The sequence below is a fragment of the Paractinoplanes pyxinae genome, assembly GCF_026626335.1.
GTDB lineage: Bacteria > Actinomycetota > Actinomycetes > Mycobacteriales > Micromonosporaceae > Actinoplanes > Actinoplanes pyxinae.
The window spans coordinates 380,664-398,843 of the sequence record NZ_JAPNTZ010000003.1 but is presented as its reverse complement, the minus strand read 5'-3'; the positions used below and the strand labels follow the sequence as shown (position 1 = coordinate 398,843).

Genomic DNA, 18,180 nt, shown 5'->3' with positions numbered 1-18,180 from the left:
CCGAGGAGGGGTGAGCCGGATGGCCGATGAGAAACCCCGGACGCTGGCCGCGCAGGGCCTGGTCAACGTGCTCATACGCGGCCTCCTGGCCACGCCGCTGGTGTCCCGCGGGATAGGCCGCCACCTGATCACGCTCTATGTGACCGGCCGCCGAACCGGCAAACGCTACGTGATCCCGGTCGCCTACACCGCCCACGAGGGCGCCCTGCTGATCGGCACCCCGTTCGCCTGGGGCCGCAACCTACGCACCGGCGACCAGATCCCGGTACGCCACCTGGGCCGCAAGAAGACGGCTGACGTCCGAGTCCACGCCGCCGAGGCCGAGGTGGTGGCCGACTACGCCGTCATCGCCCGCCGCAATCACAACTTCGCCCAGTTCAACAAGATCGCCCTGGACCCCACCGGCGAACCGGTCCCGGAAGACCTGCACCGAGCCTGGCACAACGGCGCCCGAGCGATCCGCCTGAGCATTCGGTGATCGCAACAACACAATCCGCGGTCCCGCGACCGATGAGTTCCGGCGCCCGGCGAAGTCTGCACTGACATGACGGTCCCGTTCGCCGTCGGCCCAGGCATAACCCGGGCCGACATCCCCTGCCTGTGCGCGGCCCTGGCCGACCTGCTGCGGGGCCGCCCGGCACCAGGCCAGGTAATCTGCGACGTCTCCACAGCCCGCCCCGACGTAGTAACCATCGAGGCCCTGGCCCGCCTGCGCTTGACCGCCGGCCGCCACGGCTGGCGCTTCAACACCCAGGGCGCCACCGACGACCTGCTGACCATCTTCAGCCTCATGGGCCTGGGCGGCTTCTTCTTCTCAGGCCGCCACGCCCGCGGCTACCCCCCACCCACCCCCAGCCAACGAGCAACTCCCCACACCCCCGAGACCCCTCCGACGCAAACCTGATCCACCAACCGAGACCGGACGTTTATCCACCCGCAGGCGGTCCAGCACCTGAAAGTTCGGCATCAGCGCCGACCGGCCAGGCCCACCCCTGGTCACGCGTGCACCCGCCACCGGGCCAGGGCTGGCGGCCGAGCCCGGGCCTAGCCGGGAACGAAGCCGGGGACGGGGGCAGAGCCGGGGACGGGGCCAGGCTGGCGGCGGGGCCGAGCCGGGGACGGGGGACGAGGCCGGGGACGAGGCCGGGGACGGGGGCAGGGCCGGGGACGGGGCAGGGCCGGCGGGGCAGGGCCGGCGGCGGGGCCGAGCCGGGGACGGGGACGCGGCCGAGCCGAGGGATGGGTCCGAGCCGAGGGATGGGGCCGAGGACGCACAGCGCCAGCCGCGCGATCCGCCAGGCGCCCAGCGAACCCAACCGCCGCGATCTGCCAAGCGCACAACCAGACGCGTTATCCGCCAAGCGCGCAGCGCCCCCAGCCGCGTGATTCGCCAGACGCATCTCCCGCCGCGCGATCCGCAAGACGCGCAGCGCACCAACCGCGAGCCGCCAAACGCACAGCCGGACGCGCGATCAGCCAGAACCCGCAGCGCGCCCAGCACGCGCGACCCGCGAGACGCGCAGCCGCTGCGTGATGCGCCAAACGTAGGCCAGGCGCGCGAGAGGCCAGACGCGCAGCGCACCCCGCGAAGCCTGGCGCAGCCGTGGCCGGCGCCGGCATTCTCGCGCTGACCCAGGCCCAGCCGCGTGATCCGCCGACCGCACGACCAGACGCGCGACAAAGCCAGACGCGCGACAAGCCAGACGCGCAGCACCCCTCGCAAAGCCCGGCGCAGCCGTGGCCGGCGCCGGCATTCTCGCGCTGACCCAGGCCCAGCCGCGTGATCCGCCAACCGCACGACCAGACGCGCGACAAAGCCAGACCCGCAGCGCTCCCCGCGAAGCCCGGCGCGCCCAACCGCGTGATTCGCCGGACGCACGGCCGGCCGAGCGGTACTCCGGCCGCCGAGCCGAAGCGCCCGCCAAGGCTTCCGGTGCGCAGCCGGCCGGCCCGTCAAACTCGGGCGCCGCCAGAAAGGGCGGCCGGTTGCAAGCGGATGGATCTCATAAGCCGCAGCCCCCGTCTTCGGCCCGCACCCGCGACGGCGCTGGGGAAAGCACCGACGTACTCACGGGCCACAGAACTCGTACAAGAAAGCTCTGCCCACCCAAAGCCCCGGCCGGGATCGAAACTCGCGCCGACGCGAACCACTCGCTGAAAAGACCGCGCACTCCTCCTTAGGCGGGCAGGCTCGACGGCAGGCCGAACAACGGGAACAAGTGCTCGGTGTCGAGGAAGTTGTTGATGCCGGCGATGCGGCCGTCCGTGATTTCGAGGACTATGAGCGCCCACGGCACGTGCCCCGGGCCGTTGAGGTTGGGGCGGTACTGGGCGAAAGCCGGCAGCCCGTTGGCCACCACGGGGATGAGGCGGGAGCCCTCGCAGCCGGCGCCGGTGCCGGTCATCCAGGCGGTGATGTCGGCCGGGCCGCGCAGCCACAGGGGCAGCGGGGGCATGGAGAGCGTCGCGTCCTCGTGGAGGAGGGCGGTGAGCGCGGTCAGGTCGTACGCCTCGAAGGCCTGGACGTAGCGGGCCAGCAGCTTCTTCTGCTCGTCGTCGGAGGGCTCGAGCACTTCGGCGCCCTTGTCGGCCGAGGCGATGGTGGCGCGGGCCCGTTGCAGGGCGCTGTTGACGCTGGGGACTGACGTCTCGAGCAGGTCGGCCACCTCTTGCGCGGACCAGGCCAGCACCTCGCGCAGGATGAGCACGGCCCGCTGCTTGGGTGGCAAGTGTTGCAGGGCGGCCACGAAGGCCAGGCGGATCGATTCGCGGTCGGCCACCACCTGGGCCGGGTCGGCCACCGCGGCCAGCACCCGGCCGTCGGGGACGGGGCCGACCCAGATCTCGTCGGGGCGGGGCTCGCCGGGATGGGTGGCGTGACCGTCGCCGGGGCCGCCGAAATCCATCGGGCGGGCCCGACGCTGGGCGCTGCCCAGCATGGTGAGGCAGACATTCGTGGCGATGCGGTAGAGCCAGGAGCGCAGGGCCGAGCGGCCCTCGAAGCCCTCGTAGCTCTTCCAGGCGCGCACGAGAGTGTCCTGGACGGCGTCCTCCGCCTCGAAGGCGGAACCGAGCATGCGGTAGCAGTAACCGGTCAGCTCGGGGCGGAACGTCTCCAGCTGGGACTCGATGGGGGTGGCCACGTCGCTCACGGGTCCGAACCTAGTCCAGGGGTACGACAGAAAAAACCTCCCTCACACCGATGATTACTCCGGGCGGGCCCGGTCCTACCGGGCAGAAAAGCGAGAACGAGACGCCGCGGAGGCACGAAATGACGAACTGGACCCAGGACAGCGCCGGCCACGGCGAGTACGCCGACGTCAACGGCATCAACCTGTACTACGAGTCGCACGGCGCCGGCCGCCCGCTGATCCTGCTGCACGGCGGGCTCGGCTCGGGTGAGATGTTCGGCCCGATCATCGGCCAGTTCGCCGCCGGCCACCGGGTCATCCTGGTCGACCTGCAGGGCCACGGCCGCACGGCCGACATCGACCGCCCGATCGACATCAAGTTCATGGCCGACGACGTGGCCGCCCTCATCGACCACCTCGGCCTCGAGAAGCCTGACGTGGTCGGCTACTCGCTCGGCGGCGGGGTGGCCCTGCAGCTGGCCATCCGGCACCCGGCCAAGGTGGGCCGGCTGGTCGCGGCCTCGGCCGGCATCCGGCGCGACGCCACGTACGCCGAGATTCTCGCCCAGCAGGGTCAGGTGGGTCCCGAGGCGGCCGAGTTCATGAAAGAGACCCCGATGTACGAGCTGTACGCGCGGGTCGCCCCCCGGCCCGAGGACTTCCCCCGCCTGCTCGGCAAGATGGGCGAGGCCATGGCGCAGGACTTCGACTACACCGAAGAGGTGCGCAACCTGCAGGTGCCGACGCTGATCATGGCGGCCGACGCCGACATGTGCCCGCCCTCGCACTTCGTCGAGGTGTTCGCCCTGCTCGACGGCGGGCAGCGGGACGGCGGGTGGATGGGCGAGGGCCGGCCCAAGGGCGGGCACGCGCTGGCCATCCTGCCCGGCCTCACCCACTACAACCTGTTCATGTCCCCGCTGTTCGCCGCGGCCGCTCTGGGGTTCATCGACACTTCCGAGTGAAGAACAATGCAGCGCTCCGGCCGGCCGGCGCATAGAGTTGACGCGGATCATCCACGTAGGGGGTTCGCGAGTGGATCTGCTGGTGTCGGCCCGGCCGGGCCGCGGTTGCACCGTGGTCGGCGTGCGCGGCGACCTCGACATGGCGACCTCGCCGCGCCTGCAGAACTCCCTGCAGGAGCTGATCGACGCCGGGGACCGCCGGGTGGTGGTCGACCTGGCCGGGGTCGGCTTCATGGACTCCAGCGCGCTGGGTGCGCTCGTGGTGACGTACAAGGCGCTTCGCGAGGCCGGGGGCCGGCTGGCGCTGGCCGCGGCCGGGCCGGGTGTCCGCTACGTCCTCAGCATCACCTCGGTCGATCAGGTCATCGAGCTGTACGACAGCGTCGAGGCGGCCGAGGCAGCCGAAGCTTAGGTCAGTCCGGCAGGGCGGCGCTGGTGCGGGCCTGGTCGGCGCCCCCGCTGGTGGACCTTTCCTCGCTGTGCTCGCCGTGCCAGTCGAGGATCAGCAGGGTGGCGTCGTCGGCCAGCACCGGGCCGGCCACCTCGAGCACGGCGTCGGCCAGCGACCGGACGGCCTCGCGGGGATGCAGGCCGGTCAGCTGACGCAGCCGGGCCGGCAGGTCGGCCTGGGCGGCCTTGCGTTCGCGGGTGCCGTCGGTGACCACGACCAGCCGGTCCCCCGGCCGCAGGGTGACCGCCCCGGCCTCGTACCCGGACTCGGTGAACATGCCCAGCGGGAAGTTGCCGGGCAGCGCGAGCTCACGGGCGTCGCCGTCACGGACCAGGATCGGCGGCACATGACCGGCGTTCAGCAGGGCGCAGCGGCCGGTGCGCAGGTCGAGGCGGCCCAGGACGGCGGTGACGTAGCCCCCGGGCACGACGGCGTTCTCGGCCAGGGCGGCGTTGGCCGCGCCGGCCTGCTCCACCAGGTCGGCGCCGCGGCGGCGGCTGTTGCGCAGGCTGCCCACGCCCAGGGTGGCGGTCAGCGCGCTGGCCACCCCGTGGCCCATCGCGTCGGTGACGCTGAAGTGCAGCACGTCGCGGGCCAGGCTGTAGTCGAAGGTGTCGCCGCCGATGCTGGCCGCCGGCTCGAGCCAGCCGGAGAGCGTGAACGCGCTGGCCTCGCAGGTGAACGCGGCCGGCAGCAGGCGGCGCTGGATCTCGGCCGACAGGGTGAACGGGGTGGTGCGCTGGCCCCACTCGAACAGGTCGGTGTGCCGGCGGTTGGCGATCACCACGAACGCCAGCGCGTGCGCGGTGCGGGTGATCTCGCGCAGGGTCCGCGGGTCGGGCTCGTCGGGCAGGGTCATCTCGAGCAGGCCGATCGCCTCGCCGCGGTCGGTCACCGGGGCCAGCACCACCCACCCGCCGGGCCCGGACGAGATCTGCACGGTCTGGGTGCGTACGGCTTGCTCGGCCGGCCCGCCGTCGAAGGGCACCACCGTCGCGACCTCGTCGCCGTTGCGCCGCCCGCCGCCGTCCGCGCGAAGCGGCACGTGACCCAGCCGCACCAGCGCCCGCCCGCTGAGGTCGGCGATCAGGAACGAGACCGCGTGCGCGTTCAGCGCGGCCGCGAGCTCACGGGTGACCGCCTCGACGGCGTCGACGGGAGCCGCGTTCTCCGCCGCATCCAAGATTCCTGCGAGTACCAGGCCTTGACCGCTTTCCACCTCAGCAGGATACGAGAAAGGTCACGCCGGGGCAGGGCGGCCACCCACTACCCGGCGCAGGACCACGTGCACCGCGAACAGGGCGTATCCGGCCAGGACGGGCACAACGGCCGGGTGGACGAGGGTGGCCAGCGCCGCCGCGATCAGCACCACGCCGGTGGTGGCGGCCAGAACCTGAGGCCGGGCCGCGGCCAGTGCCCCGGCCCGGCGTACGGGAAAAGGCCCGGCCAGACCGGCGACCAGGGCGACGAAGCCGGCGCCGGCCGCGGCTATCACCAGCACCACCGCGACCATCACCGAGCCGCCCGGGACCGAGCCGCGCCGCAGCGCCGCCACGTCGACGGCGACCAGCCACAGTGCGGCCAGCGCGAGGGGCCCGGCCCACAGGCCGGGCACCAGCCGCGTACGGAAATCGGCCCAGCCCTCGGCGGCCGTCGACCACCGACCGATCGTCAGCAAGCGGTCGACCGCGGCACTCGCGGCGCCCACCGCCGCGCCGGCCGTCAAAACCGGGAGGCAGGCCAGGGTCACGAGCACGCCCAGCAGGGCCAGGTCGGCGCCCAGCCGCAGCGAGTCACGCCAGTCGTGCGGCATGTGCTGTCACCCCTTCAGACCGCTGGTGTTGATGCCCTCGACCAGCAGCCGCTGGAAGGCCACGAAGAACAGGAAGACCGGGATCAGCGACAGCAGCGACATCGCGAACATCGGGCCGACCGCGCTCTCGCTGGTCGAGTCGATGAACAGGGTCAGCGCGACCGGCGCGGTGTAGTCCTTCAGCTCGGACAGGAAGACCAGCTGGCGGAAGAAGTCGTTCCAGGTCCAGATGAACGAGAAGATCGCCGTGGTGACCAGCGCGGGGCGGGACAGCGGCAGGATCACGTGCCGGAAGATGCTGTAGGCCGAGGCGCCGTCGATCACCGCGGCCTCGTCCAGCTCGCGCGGGATGCCCCGCATGAACTGGACGATGAGGAACACGAAGAACGCCTCGGTGGCCAGGAACGCCGGCACCAGCAGGGGCAGGTACGGCCACTCGCCGCCGACCCAGCCCAGGCTCCGGAACAGGATGTACTGCGGGATGATCAGCACGTGCCCGGGCAGCAGCAGGGTGCCGATCATGACGGCGAACCAGACGCCCCGCAGCCGGAACCGCAGACGGCCCAGCGCGTACGCGGCCAGCAGGCACGAGATCGTGTTGCCGGCCACCGTCAGCAGCGAGACGAGCGCGCTGTTGAGGAAGAAGCGCCCGAAGCTGACGTCGAACTTGGTCCACCCGTCGGTGAAGTTGGCCGGGGTGAACTCGCGCGGGATCAGCCCGATGTTGTTGACGATCTCGGACGGCGACTTGAGCGACGTGCCGACCATCCACACCAGCGGGTAGAGCACCACCGCGAGGATGAGCAGCAGCGCGACGAACCGGACGGGGAAACGCATCACCGCTCCTCGTTGTCGGAGTAGTGGACCCAGAACCGGCCGGTCGAGAACAGCACCACCGTGATCGCGCCGATCACCAGCAGGAAGACCCAGGCCATGGCCGACGCGTAGCCCATGTTCAGGTCGACGAACCCGGCGATGTAGAGGTTGAGCGTGTACATCAGGGTCGAGTCGACCGGGCCGCCGGTGCCGTTGGAGAGCACGAAGGCCGAGGTGAAGCCCTGGAAGCCGTTGATCGTCTCGAGCACCAGGTTGAAGAAGATGACCGGCGAGAGCATCGGCAGCGTGATGTGCACGAACTTGCGCCACGGGCTCGCGCCGTCGACCGACGCCGCCTCGTAGAGCTCGGTCGGCACCTGCTTGAGCCCGGCCAGGAAGATAACCATCGGCGCGCCGAACTGCCACACGGCCAGCAGGATCAGCGTCGACAAGGCCCAGTCGGGGTCGTTGACCCAGGGCAGGCCCTCGATGCCGAACAGGGCCAGGAACGAGTTGAAGGCGCCGTCGCGGTTGAACATGCTGACCCACACGATGGCCAGCGCGACACTGCCGCCCAGCAGCGACGGCAGATAGAACAGCCCGCGGAAAACCGAGATGCCGCGCATCGTGCGATTGAGCAGAAGCGCCACGCCGAGCGCAGCGGCCAGCTTGAGCGGCACCGCCACCAGGGCGAAGGTCACCGTCACCTGTACGGCGTGCCAGTACGACTGGTCGGCGGTGAACATGCGGCGGTAGTTCTCGAGCCCGATCCAGTTCGCCTCGGTCAGCGGGATCAGCGGGCTGTAGTCGGTGAAGCTCAGATAGAGCGAGATCAGCATCGGGATCGCCGTGATGCCGAGCAGCCCCAGCAGCCACGGCGACAGGAACACGTACCCGGCCAGGTTCTCCCGGCGCCGGCGGACCCGCCGCCCCGGCTGCGCGGCAGCCGGAGCGACGGGGGCGGGAGTCAGCGTGGAGGCGGTCACGAGGCGCCGATCGCCGCCTTGGCCGCGGCGACGAACGCCGCCGCGCCCTGCTCCGGGGTCTGCCGGCCGTAGATGACCTCTTCGGCCACGCGGATGAGCTCGGAGCGGACCTTGCTGTGACCCTGCGGGGGCACGGTGGGGGCGTTCGGGCCGTACTTCTTGCCCAGCTCGTCCATCACCGCGATGGTCTGCTTCATGTTGGGGTCCTCCACCGTCGCCGCGACCTGCTTGCGCACGTCGAGGTTGGGCGGCAGGCCGCGGTCGGTGCCGAGGATCTGACCGGCCTCGGGGTCGTTGGCCAGGAAGTTGATCACGTCGACCGCGATGTCCTTGTGCTTGCTGCCGCGGAAGGCCGACATGTACATCGAGGCGCGGGCCCACTGGGCGCTGGTGTCACCCGGGTACGCGATGAGGCCCAGCTCGTTGTCGGTGCTCTTCTTCAGCTCGGGCATCTGGTTGGCCCACACCCACGAGGTGCCCGCCTTGCCCGTGGCGACCAGCTGCTTGCTCACGTCGCTGGCGTTGCCCTCGTGGATCACGTCCGGCGTCGGGGTCGCGCCCTTGTCCCGGGCGCCCTTCCACAGCGCGAACCACTTGGTGATGTCGGCCTCGTCGAAGCCGAGCTGCTTGCCCGCGTACAGGTCCTTGCCGTTCTGCCGCAGGAAGACCCAGAGCGCCTGATAGACCGCGCTCGGGTCCTGGGTGCCGGGCAGCTTGGACTTCTTGGACACGTCGGCCGCCCAGCTGATGAAGTCCTCCCAGCTCATGCCGGTCTTCGGCTCGGGCAGGTTGTTCTTCTTCAACAGGGTCTTGTCGTAGACCAGGCCCTGGGTGTTCTCGCCCAGCGCGACGCCGGCCAGCTTGCCGTCGACCTCGCCGTACTTGAGCAGGCTCTCGGGGAACTTGCTGACGTCGAGCTTGCCGTTGCCGGTGTACTCGGTCAGGTCGAGCGTGACCCCGCGGGCCGCGTACTCGGAGATGTAGTTGTCGTCGAGCTGGAAGATGTCGGGCGCGTTGCCACCGGCCGTGAGGGTGGCCAGCTTGTCGAAGTAGCCCTGGTTTCCCTGCCAGGTCTTCTTGAACGTGACGCCGGGGTGCTTCTGGCTGTAGAGCGCGAGCGCCTTGTCGGTCAGCTCGGCGCGCTTCTCGGCGCCCCACCAGAAGACCGACAACTCGGTGCCGCCGCCGCTGCCGCCGTCGTCGTCACCGCCGCAGGCCGCGGCGCCGAGCAGCAGAGGAACTGTAAGGGCGGCGGCGAGTAGCCGGCGCCGGGTAGTACGTTGAGCGGGCGTGCCCGCCCGCGTGATGGGCTCCATGACGCTCCTTTTTCAGGAAGCGACACCTCCGTGGGCGATCACGTCGCCCGGGTCCGCAGGGCTGTGCGGACCCGGGCCCCGCCCCGTCGAGTCGCGGATGACCAGTTCGGTCTGCAAATAGATGTGTGCGTTGGTGCGGCGGTCGTCGCCATGCGCGAGCAGCATGTCGACGGCCGCCCGACCAGCGGCGGCGGTGGGGGTCGCCACCGTGGTCAGCTTCGGGCGGGTCAGCCGGCTGAGCATGATGTCGTCGATGCCGACGACGCTGACGTCCTCGGGCACCCGGGCGCCCGCGGCCAGCAGACCCTCGATGAGGCCGATCGCCATGAGGTCGTTGTAGGCCAGCACGGCGGTGGCGCCGGCCCGCAGCACGTCCTGGGCGACCGTGAGCCCGCCGACCTCGGTCGGCGGGTTGGGGCCGATGACGACCAGCTCGGCCGAGGCCGTACGGGCGGTCGTGCTCGCCGACCGGCGGATCTCCCGGCTCGTCCACGAACCGCGCGGGCCGCCGAGCAGGGCGATCCGGCGGTGGCCGAGCGAGGTGAGGTGCTCGACCGCGATGCGGGCGCCGCGGGCGACGTCCATGACCACGGCCGGGATGCCGGCGATCTGCCGGTTGACCACGACCAGCGGCACCTCGCGGCTGAGCTGCTCGATCAGCGCGTTGCTCATGCGCGGGCTGACCAGCAGCACGCCGTCGACCTGCTTGGCCAGGGCGCGCACCACCTCCTCCTCGAGCGCCGCGTCCTCGTTGGTGTCGGCGACGAAGATGTGGTGGTCGTGCCGGCGGGCCTGGCTCTCGGCCGCCTTGATCAGCGGCGGGAAGAACGGGTTGGCGATGTCGGCCACGATCAGGCCGATGTTGTAGGTGCGGCCGGTGATGAGCGCGCGGGCGGCCCGGTTGGGGCGGTAGCCCAGCTCTTCGGCGTGGGCCAGCACCCGGCTGCGGGTGTTGGGATTGACCAGATGCGGCGCCGAGAAGGTGCGCGACACCGTCGAGATGTGCACGCCGGACGCCCGAGCAACGTCGCGGATGGTCACCGCCATGTGCACTCTCCTCTGTGGCCCCGGTCACTGATGACAGCCATTAATGCAAGCGGTTGCACGACTGTCAATGCTTTTGTGTTGCAACGAGATGACGGACGCACGCTCCCAACACGCTCTTAGCCGGGCAAATGGGCACGAGTTATTGACGCGGTGGGATCGATCGTCCTAACTTCGCTGCAAACCTTTGCCGCCCGGAAAGCCCTCGACCGGGAGTGATCATGGACAGACGCAGAATCGCCGTCATCGGCGCCGGCCACCGCGCCGGGATGTTCCTCCGCGCCGTCACCGTCGACCACGCGGACACCGCCGAGCTGGTCGCCCTGGCCGACGTCAACCAGGCCCGCATGGACGTGCACAACGGCTGGCTCGAGACGCCGGTGCCCACGTACAAGGCGGACGACCTGGCCCGGATGCTGGCCGAGCAGCGGGTCGACGAGCTGATCGTGACCAGCGTGGACAGCACCCACGCCGGCCACATCGTCACCGCCCTCGACGCCGGCTGCGACGTCATTACCGAGAAGCCGATGACCGTCGACGCGCCCAGCTGCGAGCGCATCCTGGACGCCGTCGAGCGCACCGGCCGCCGCGTGCAGGTCGCCTTCAACTACCGCTTCAACCCCGTGCACGAGGTCGTGCGCACGCTGCTGGCCGGCGGCGAGATCGGCGAGATCGGCTCGGTGCACTTCGAGTGGCTGCTCGACGTGCGGCACGGCGCCGACTACTTCCGCCGCTGGCACCGCGACAAAGCCAGCTCGGGCGGGCTGCTCGTGCACAAGTCGGGCCACCACTTCGACCTGGTGAACTGGTGGCTGGGCGCGGCCCCGGCCGAGGTGTACGCGTCCGGGCGGCTGTTCTTCTACGGCGATCAGGGGCGTGGGAGCGGCCTGGCCGACGACCGGTTCGCCCTCGACCTGACCGCCGACCCGCGGCTGCATGCGCTCTACGGAGCACCGGCGGCCGAGGACGGCTACCACCGCGACCAGGACGTGTTCGCGCCCGGCGTCACCATCGAGGACGACCTGGCCGTGCTGGTCCGCTACGACACCGGCGCCACGATGAGCTACCACCTCACGGCCTACGCGCCCTGGGAGGGCTACCGGCTGATGGTCAACGGGAGCCGGGGGCGGCTCGAGCTCGAGGTGGTCGAGAGCGACCACGTCAGCCCGGGCGCGGCCGGCCAGGTGAAACAGGGCGCCAGCCCGGAATCCGGGTCGGTCACCCTGACCATCCGGCCGTTCTGGTCACCCCCGTACGCCGTGGAACTGCAACCCGTCGACCGCGAGGGCCACGGCGGCGCCGACAAGCGGATGACCGCCGTGCTGCTCGGCGGCGAGACCGACCCCATGCACCGCTCGGCCACCGCCCACGACGGCGCCCGTGCCCTGCTCACCGGCCTGGCCGCGAACGAGAGCCTGACCACCGGCCGGCCGGTGCACGTGAAGGAGCTTCCCGGCCTGGACGGCAGCGCGGGCCCAGCGGCGCACGTGAAGGAGACGAGATAGTGCCCGACCCGATTCTCACCACCGGCCTGGCCCGCGAGCTCTACGCGGTCGCGAAAGACCTGCCGCTGATCAGCCCGCACGGCCACGTCGACCCGGCGCTGCTGGCCGACGACCAACCGTTCCCCGACCCGGCCCGGCTGCTCATCGTGCCCGACCACTACGTGACGCGGATGCTGCTGAGCCAGGGCATCCCGCCCGACCGGCTCGGCGTGCCGCGGCGCGACGGCGGCCCGGTCGAGGCGGATCCGCGCACGATCTGGCGGTTGCTGGCAGCGAACTGGCACCTGTTCCGCGGCACGCCGTCCCGGCTGTGGCTCGAGCAGACCTTCCGTACGGTGTTCGAGGTCGAGACCCCGTTGAGCCGGGACACCGCCGACGAGGTGTACGACGCCATCGCGGCCCGCCTGACCGAGCCCGAGTTCCGCCCGCGGGCGCTGTTCGAGCGCTTCCGCCTCGAGGTGCTGGCGACCACCGAGTCCCCCACCGACGACCTGTCCCGGCACGCGAAGCTGATCGCCGACGGCTGGCAGGGCCGGGTGATCAGCACGTTCCGCCCGGACGACGTGGTCGACCTGGAGCGCGAGGACTGGGCGGCCAACGTCGCGCGGATGGGCGAGCTGGCCGGGGAGGACACCGGCACGTACGCGGGATATCTGGCCGCGTTGCGCAGCCGCCGCCAGGACTTCATCGCCATCGGCACGACGTCGTCCGACCACGGCCACCCCACGGCCCGCACGATCGACCTCTCCCCCGCCGAAGCGGCCAGGCTCTACGACCGGGCGCTGCGCGGGCAGACGTCGGCCGCCGACGCCGAGACGTTCCGCGGCCACATGATCCTCGAGTTCGCCCGCATGTCGATCGACGACGGCCTGGTGATGCAGCTGCACCCGGGCGCCTCGCGCGACCACAACCGGGCGCTGTTCGCCGCGCACGGCCGCGACGTCGGTGGCGACATCCCGCAGGCCACCGACTACGTGCACGCGCTGCGGCCGTTGCTGGAGGCGCACGGCATGGATCCGCGCCTGCGGGTGGTGCTCTACACGCTGGACGAGACCGCGTTCAGCCGCGAGCTGGCCCCGCTGGCCGGCGGCTATCCCGCGCTGTTCCTGGGCGCGCCGTGGTGGTTCCTGGACACGCCGGACGCCATGCGCCGCTTCCGCGAGGCGGTCACCGACGCGGCCGGCTTCTACAACACGGCCGGGTTCGTCGACGACACCCGGGCCTTCTGCTCGATCCCGGTCCGCCATGACGTGGCCCGCCGGGTCGACGCGGCCTATCTGGCCTCGCTGGTCGCGCAGGACCGCCTACCGTACGACGAGGCGGTCGAGACGATGGCCGACCTCGCCTATCACCTGCCCAAGCGGATCTTCAAGCTCGACCAGGAGGCCGGCTCATGACCACCATCACCGGGTTCGAGGTGCACGACGTCCGGTTCCCCACGGCGGCGGCCGGCGACGGCTCCGACTCCATCAATCGCGGCGACTACAGCGCCACCTACGTCACACTGTCCACCGATGCCGGCGTCACGGGCACCGGCTTCACCTTCACCAACGGCCAGGGCAATGAAATCACTTGCGATTGCGTACGGGCATTGGCCCCGTTGGTCGTCGGACGCAGCATCGAGGAGCTGACCGCCGAGCCGCCCCGCGCGCTCACCGCCCATCCGCAGCTGCGCTGGATCGGGCCCGAGAAGGGCGCCCTGCACATGGCGACCGGCGCCGTGGTCAACGCGATCTGGGACGCCCGCGCCAAGGTGGCCGGCAAGCCGATGTGGCAACTGCTGGCCGAGCTGCCGACCGACGAGCTGGTGTCGTGTGTGGACTTCCGGCACATCGACGACGCGCTCACCCCGGCCGAGGCGGCCGCCATCCTGGACAAGGGGCGCGACGGCCTCGACGACCGGCTGGCCCAGCTGCGGGCGGACGGCTTTCCGTCGTACACCACAAGCGTCGGCTGGCTCGGGTACCCGGACGACAAGGTGCGCGCCCTCAGCCGGCAGGCCTACGCCGAGGGCTGGCGGGCCATGAAGATGAAGGTCGGCGGCCCGATCGAGGACGACCTGCGCCGGGCCGCCATCATCCGGGCCGAGATCGGACCGGACTCGCTGCTGATGATGGACGCCAACCAGATCTGGGGCGTCGACGAGGCCATCGCCAACATGACCCGGCTGGCCGAGTTCGACCCGTACTGGATCGAGGAGCCGACCCATCCCGACGACGTGCTCGGCCATGCCCGCATCCAGCGGGCGGTGGCCCCGATCCGGGTCGCCACCGGCGAGGTCGCGGCCAACCGGGTCATCTTCAAGCAGCTGCTGCAGGCCGAGGCGATCGGCGTCATGCAGGTCGACGCGTGCCGGGTCGCGGGCATCCCCGAGGTGCTGGCCGAACTGCTGCTGGCGGCCAAGTTCGGCGTGCCGGTGTGCCCGCACGCGGGCGGCGTCGGCCTGTGCGAGCTGGTGCAGCACCTGGCGATCTTCGACTACCTGCGGGTCGGCACGTCGCTGGACGGCCGCATGGTCGAGTACGTCGACCACCTGCACGAGCACTTCACCGACCCGGTCCGTACGCGGGACGGCCGCTACCTCGTGCCGGAGCTCCCGGGCTACAGCTCCGACCTGCGGCCCGAGTCGATCGCCGAGTTCTCGTTCCCGGGCGGCCCGGCATGGAACTGAGCCGCGCGAATCTCAGCAGTGTGCCCGCCGCGAGCCGGCCGCGGATCGACGCGCCCGCGCCCGGGATCGTCCACCTCGGCGTCAGCGCCTTCCACCGCGCCCACCAGGCCGTCTTCACCGAGGACGCGATGGCCGCGGACGGCGGCGACTGGGGCATCGTCCACGTCGCGCCCCGATCGCCCGAGATCGTCGATGCCATGCGGGCCCAGGACGGGCTGTTCAGCGTCACCACGCTCGGCCCCGACGGCAGCAGCACCCGGGTCATCGGCGCGTCGGCCGGGCAGATGCTGGCCGCGGCCGACCCGGACGCGGTGGTGGCGCTGCTGGCCGACCCGGCGGTCAAGGTCGTCACGCTGACCGTGACCGAGAAGGGCTACCGGCTCGACGGGACGACCGGGCGGCTGCTGCTCGACGACGAGTTGCGGGCCGACCTCGAGACCGATCGCGCCCCGCGTACGGTGCCGGGTCTGCTCATCCGTGGCATGTGCGCGCGACGACGGGCCGACGCGGGGCCGATCGCTTTGGTCAGCTGTGACAACCTGCCGGCCAACGGGCACCGGATGCGCGGCCTGATCGACACGCTGGCCGTGGCCAAGGGGATCAGCGACTGGGTGCGCGAGAACGTGACCACCCCCGGCACGATGGTCGACCGGATCGTGCCCGCCACCACGGCCGACACCCTGGCCCTGGCCGCGAAGACCTTGGGCGTACGGGATCGGGCGGCCGTCAACGGCGAGCCCTACCTGGCCTGGGTGATCGAGGACGCCTTCCCGGCCGGCCGGCCCGCCTGGGAGAAGGCCGGGGCGGTGCTGACCGGCGATCCCCGGCCCTGGGAGACGTTGAAGCTGCGGACGCTGAACGGGGTGCACTCGGCGATCGCCTACCTGGGCGCGGTGGCCGGCCAGGAGACCATCGCGGCCGCCCTCGAACTGCCGGGGATGGCCGGGGTCCTGCGGCGGCTCATCGCCGAGGACATCGCGCCGAGCCTGGTCGCCCCGGCCGGGATCGACACGATTTCGTACGGCGAAGAGGTGCTGGCCCGGTTCGCCAACCCGGCCATCGTGTACCGGACCACGCAGGTGGCCGGCGACGGCTCGCAGAAGCTGCCGCCCCGCGTGCTGCACACCATCCAGCAGCGCCGCGAGGCCGGCGCCGTCCCCCGCTGGGCGGCGCTGGTGGTGGTGGCCTGGATGCGGTTCGTCCAGGGCGTCTCCGACGAGGGCCGCCCGCTGCCGCTGGACGACCCGCTGGCCGACCGTATCCGCGCCCGGCTCGCCGCCGCCCCCGACACCCCGGACGGCGTGGTCGACGCGCTGCTCGGCCTGGACACCGTCTTCAGCCCCGCCCTGGCCGAGGACGCCGACCTACGGGCCGCCCTCGTGGAGTGGCTGACCGCCCTGGAAAAGCACGGCGTCGCCACCACCCTGGCCGGCCTGTGATGCCGACCCGGGTCGCGTTGATCGGGGCCAACGGGCACGGGCGGTGGCACCGGCGGCTCATCGCCTCGTTGCCCGATGTCGAGTTGGTGGGTCTGGCCGACGTGCAGCCGATCGACCCGCCGCCGGATGCGCCCGCCTTCACCGACCACCGCGAGCTGCTGACGGCCACCCGGCCCGAGGTGGTGGTGATCTGCACCCCGCCACACACGCATCTGCCGATCGCCCTGGACGCGCTGGACGCGGGGTGCGACCTGCTGCTGGAGAAGCCGCCGGTCACCTCGCTGGCCGAGCACGAGACGTTGCTGGACGCGTTGAAGTCGTCCGGCCGGTCGTGTCAGGTCGGGTTCCAGGCGCTCGGATCCGTGGCCTGGGCCCGATTTCGCTCGCTTCTGCCCGGGGCGACCAGCCTGAGCGCGGTGGCCTCGTGGAAGCGGGACGACGCCTACTACGCCCGGTCGCCGTGGGCCGGTCGGCGGATGGTCGACGGCGCCCTGATCAATCCGCTGGCCCACGCGGTGATGCAGGCGCTCGCGTCGGGCACGGCGGCCGGTGCGGGACGGCCGCGGCGGCTGGAGGTCGAGCGGTACCGGGTGCGGGAGATCGAGGTGGAGGACACGGCGTTCGCCCGCGTCACGTTCGAGAGCGGACTGCCGCTGCTGATCGCGGTGACGCTGGCCGGTGAGGACTTCATCGCGGGCGAGATCGAGGCACGCGGGCGGGAAGGGCGGATGCTGTTGGAGTATCCGACCGACCGGCTGGCGCTGCCTGATTCCCCGCTCACCGAGGTGCCCGGGCGCACCGATCTGCTCAGCGACCTGCTGCGGCACCGGGCCGAGGGGACGCCGTTGCTGGTGCCGCTCGAGTCGACCGCCGACTTCACCGCCGTACTGCAAACTCTGACCGAAGCCCCCGAGCCACAGTTCCTGGAAGCGAGGATCGACGGGCCGCACCGGACCATCCCCGGGATCAACGCGCTGCTGCGCCGGGCGGCGTCGACGCTCACTCTGCCGTCGGAGATGGGCGTGCCGTGGGCGACCAAGCCGTACCGCCGGCGTCTGCCGACGGCATAGCGCGGTGCGGGTCGTCGGCCGGCAGCCAGGCGTTCGGATCCTCCAGGCAGAGCCGGTCGACCGAGCGGGTCAGCGCCTCGACCAGCGCCCGCACGGCCGCCCGGGGCTCGTCGCGCCGCGAGACCAGCGACCACGTCCAGTACACGGCGGGACGCTGGATCGGGCGGGCCACCAGGTCGGGCGGCACGGCAGCGGTCTGCCCCTTGGGGTTGTTGACCAGCGGGCGGCCCAACCGGCGCACGTGGTCGAAGAACGCCTGACCGGTCGAGCCACCCTCGGGGACGTCGACCGCATGGGCTCCGGTCTCGGCCGCCATCGACTTGGCCCAGCGGTTCCAGGACGACCAGCTGGTCTCGTCGGCGTCGATCAGCAGCGTGGCGTCGCGGGCCCGGATCGGCGTGGTGGCGGTGCCGGTGCTGATCGCGTAGAGGCGGTCCGAGCCGAGCAGGCGGGCCTCCAGGTGGTCGTCGATCAGGGTGCTGCGCGGCACCCAGCAGATGGCCAGATCGAGGCTGCCGTCGGCGACGCGGGCCGCCTGGGTGTGCGAGGGCAGCACCCAGGCGTCGATCACCAGCTGGGCCAGGCCGGCCGCGCGCTGCTCGAGGTCGGCCGGGCGCCAGTTCACGTAGCCCAGGCGCACCGGCTCGGAGGCGGAGAGGCTGCCCACCGTACGGCGCAATTCGTCGGCCTGGTCGAGCAGCGCCTTGGCCCGGGGCAGCAGCAGCGTGCCGGCCGGGGTCAACGCGACCGACCGCCGATCACGGTCGAACAGGCGGCTGCCCAGATCGCGTTCCAGCGCCTTGATCTGCTGGGACAGCGACGGACCGGCGATGCGCAGCCGCCCGGCGGCCCGGGCGAAGCTGAGCTCCTCGGCCACGGCGACGAAGTAGCGAAGCTGACGGAGCTCCATCGGCCCAGCTTAAGGCCCTGATAGGCGCAGCCTCTCAGCCGGGAGAAAGTCGGTCGTGCCGGT

17 protein-coding genes are annotated in these 18,180 nt (G+C 71.5%); 9 read left to right on the top strand and 8 right to left on the bottom strand.

What is annotated here, in order from left to right; translation table 11 throughout:
* Positions 1-19 precede the first annotated feature (19 nt).
* Both OWR29_RS09845 and OWR29_RS09840 read left to right on the top strand, forming a co-directional pair.
* Positions 20-478, top strand: coding sequence for a hypothetical protein (locus tag OWR29_RS09845; protein ID WP_267562275.1), 459 nt, complete (start codon positions 20-22; stop codon positions 476-478).
* Between the two features lie 66 nt (positions 479-544).
* Complete coding sequence (locus OWR29_RS09840; RefSeq protein ID WP_267562273.1) at positions 545-904, top strand: STAS domain-containing protein; 360 nt, start codon at positions 545-547, stop codon at positions 902-904.
* Between the two features lie 1,273 nt (positions 905-2,177).
* Here OWR29_RS09840 and OWR29_RS09835 read toward each other — a convergent pair.
* Positions 2,178-3,152 (bottom strand): sigma-70 family RNA polymerase sigma factor, encoded by a 975-nt coding sequence (locus tag OWR29_RS09835; protein WP_267562272.1) that lies wholly within the window; start codon positions 3,150-3,152, stop codon positions 2,178-2,180.
* Between the two features lie 119 nt (positions 3,153-3,271).
* On the opposite strand from OWR29_RS09835, the gene OWR29_RS09830 reads away from it, so the two are divergent.
* Positions 3,272-4,096, top strand: a complete 825-nt coding sequence (locus tag OWR29_RS09830) for an alpha/beta fold hydrolase (RefSeq protein WP_267562271.1) — start codon at positions 3,272-3,274, stop codon at positions 4,094-4,096.
* Between the two features lie 70 nt (positions 4,097-4,166).
* On the top strand, positions 4,167-4,508 hold the full coding sequence (locus OWR29_RS09825; RefSeq protein WP_267562270.1) for an STAS domain-containing protein: 342 nt from the start codon (positions 4,167-4,169) through the stop codon (positions 4,506-4,508).
* Between the two features lies 1 nt (position 4,509).
* Here OWR29_RS09825 and OWR29_RS09820 read toward each other — a convergent pair whose 3' ends face one another.
* Genes OWR29_RS09820 through OWR29_RS09795 form a run of 6 tightly spaced genes read right to left on the bottom strand, consistent with a single transcriptional unit; the run spans position 4,510 to position 10,525 of the window.
* Positions 4,510-5,730, bottom strand: coding sequence for a PP2C family protein-serine/threonine phosphatase (locus tag OWR29_RS09820; protein WP_267562269.1), 1,221 nt, complete (start codon positions 5,728-5,730; stop codon positions 4,510-4,512).
* Positions 5,731-5,787: 57 nt separating this feature from the next.
* Positions 5,788-6,360: a hypothetical protein gene (locus tag OWR29_RS09815; protein WP_267562268.1), complete on the bottom strand. Its 573-nt coding sequence runs from the start codon at positions 6,358-6,360 to the stop codon at positions 5,788-5,790.
* Positions 6,361-6,366: 6 nt separating this feature from the next.
* A complete protein-coding gene (locus tag OWR29_RS09810) occupies positions 6,367-7,197 on the bottom strand; it encodes a carbohydrate ABC transporter permease (RefSeq protein WP_267562267.1) in 831 nt (276 codons plus the stop codon).
* Positions 7,197-8,147, bottom strand: a complete 951-nt coding sequence (locus tag OWR29_RS09805; RefSeq protein ID WP_438872573.1) for a carbohydrate ABC transporter permease — start codon at positions 8,145-8,147, stop codon at positions 7,197-7,199. The genes OWR29_RS09810 and OWR29_RS09805 overlap by 1 nt, the downstream gene beginning before the upstream one ends.
* Positions 8,148-8,158: 11 nt before the next feature.
* Positions 8,159-9,478: an ABC transporter substrate-binding protein gene (locus tag OWR29_RS09800; protein WP_267562266.1), complete on the bottom strand. Its 1,320-nt coding sequence runs from the start codon at positions 9,476-9,478 to the stop codon at positions 8,159-8,161.
* A gap of 12 nt (positions 9,479-9,490) precedes the next feature.
* A complete protein-coding gene (locus tag OWR29_RS09795; protein WP_267562265.1) occupies positions 9,491-10,525 on the bottom strand; it encodes a LacI family DNA-binding transcriptional regulator in 1,035 nt (344 codons plus the stop codon).
* 218 nt (positions 10,526-10,743) lie between these two features.
* Here OWR29_RS09795 and OWR29_RS09790 point away from each other — a divergent pair, with 218 nt between their 5' ends.
* Genes OWR29_RS09790 through OWR29_RS09770 form a run of 5 tightly spaced genes read left to right on the top strand, consistent with a single transcriptional unit; the run spans position 10,744 to position 17,207 of the window.
* Positions 10,744-12,027 (top strand): Gfo/Idh/MocA family protein, encoded by a 1,284-nt coding sequence (locus tag OWR29_RS09790; protein ID WP_267562264.1) that lies wholly within the window; start codon positions 10,744-10,746, stop codon positions 12,025-12,027.
* Positions 12,024-13,424: a glucuronate isomerase gene (gene uxaC / locus OWR29_RS09785; protein ID WP_438872572.1), complete on the top strand. Its 1,401-nt coding sequence runs from the start codon at positions 12,024-12,026 to the stop codon at positions 13,422-13,424. The genes OWR29_RS09790 and uxaC overlap by 4 nt, the downstream gene beginning before the upstream one ends.
* The gene (locus OWR29_RS09780; protein ID WP_267562262.1) at positions 13,421-14,698 is read left to right on the top strand and encodes an enolase C-terminal domain-like protein; all 1,278 of its coding nucleotides are present in this window, start codon (positions 13,421-13,423) and stop codon (positions 14,696-14,698) included. Before uxaC ends, OWR29_RS09780 begins: the two co-directional genes overlap by 4 nt.
* A complete protein-coding gene (locus OWR29_RS09775; protein ID WP_267562261.1) occupies positions 14,689-16,137 on the top strand; it encodes a mannitol dehydrogenase family protein in 1,449 nt (482 codons plus the stop codon). Before OWR29_RS09780 ends, OWR29_RS09775 begins: the two co-directional genes overlap by 10 nt.
* Entirely contained in the window at positions 16,137-17,207 is a 1,071-nt protein-coding gene (locus tag OWR29_RS09770) for a Gfo/Idh/MocA family protein (RefSeq protein ID WP_267562260.1), read from the top strand. Before OWR29_RS09775 ends, OWR29_RS09770 begins: the two co-directional genes overlap by 1 nt.
* Here OWR29_RS09770 and OWR29_RS48020 read toward each other — a convergent pair.
* Positions 17,137-18,117 (bottom strand): LysR family transcriptional regulator, encoded by a 981-nt coding sequence (locus OWR29_RS48020; RefSeq protein WP_324291231.1) that lies wholly within the window; start codon positions 18,115-18,117, stop codon positions 17,137-17,139. The genes OWR29_RS09770 and OWR29_RS48020 overlap by 71 nt on opposite strands.
* Between the last annotated feature and the right edge of the window lie 63 nt (positions 18,118-18,180).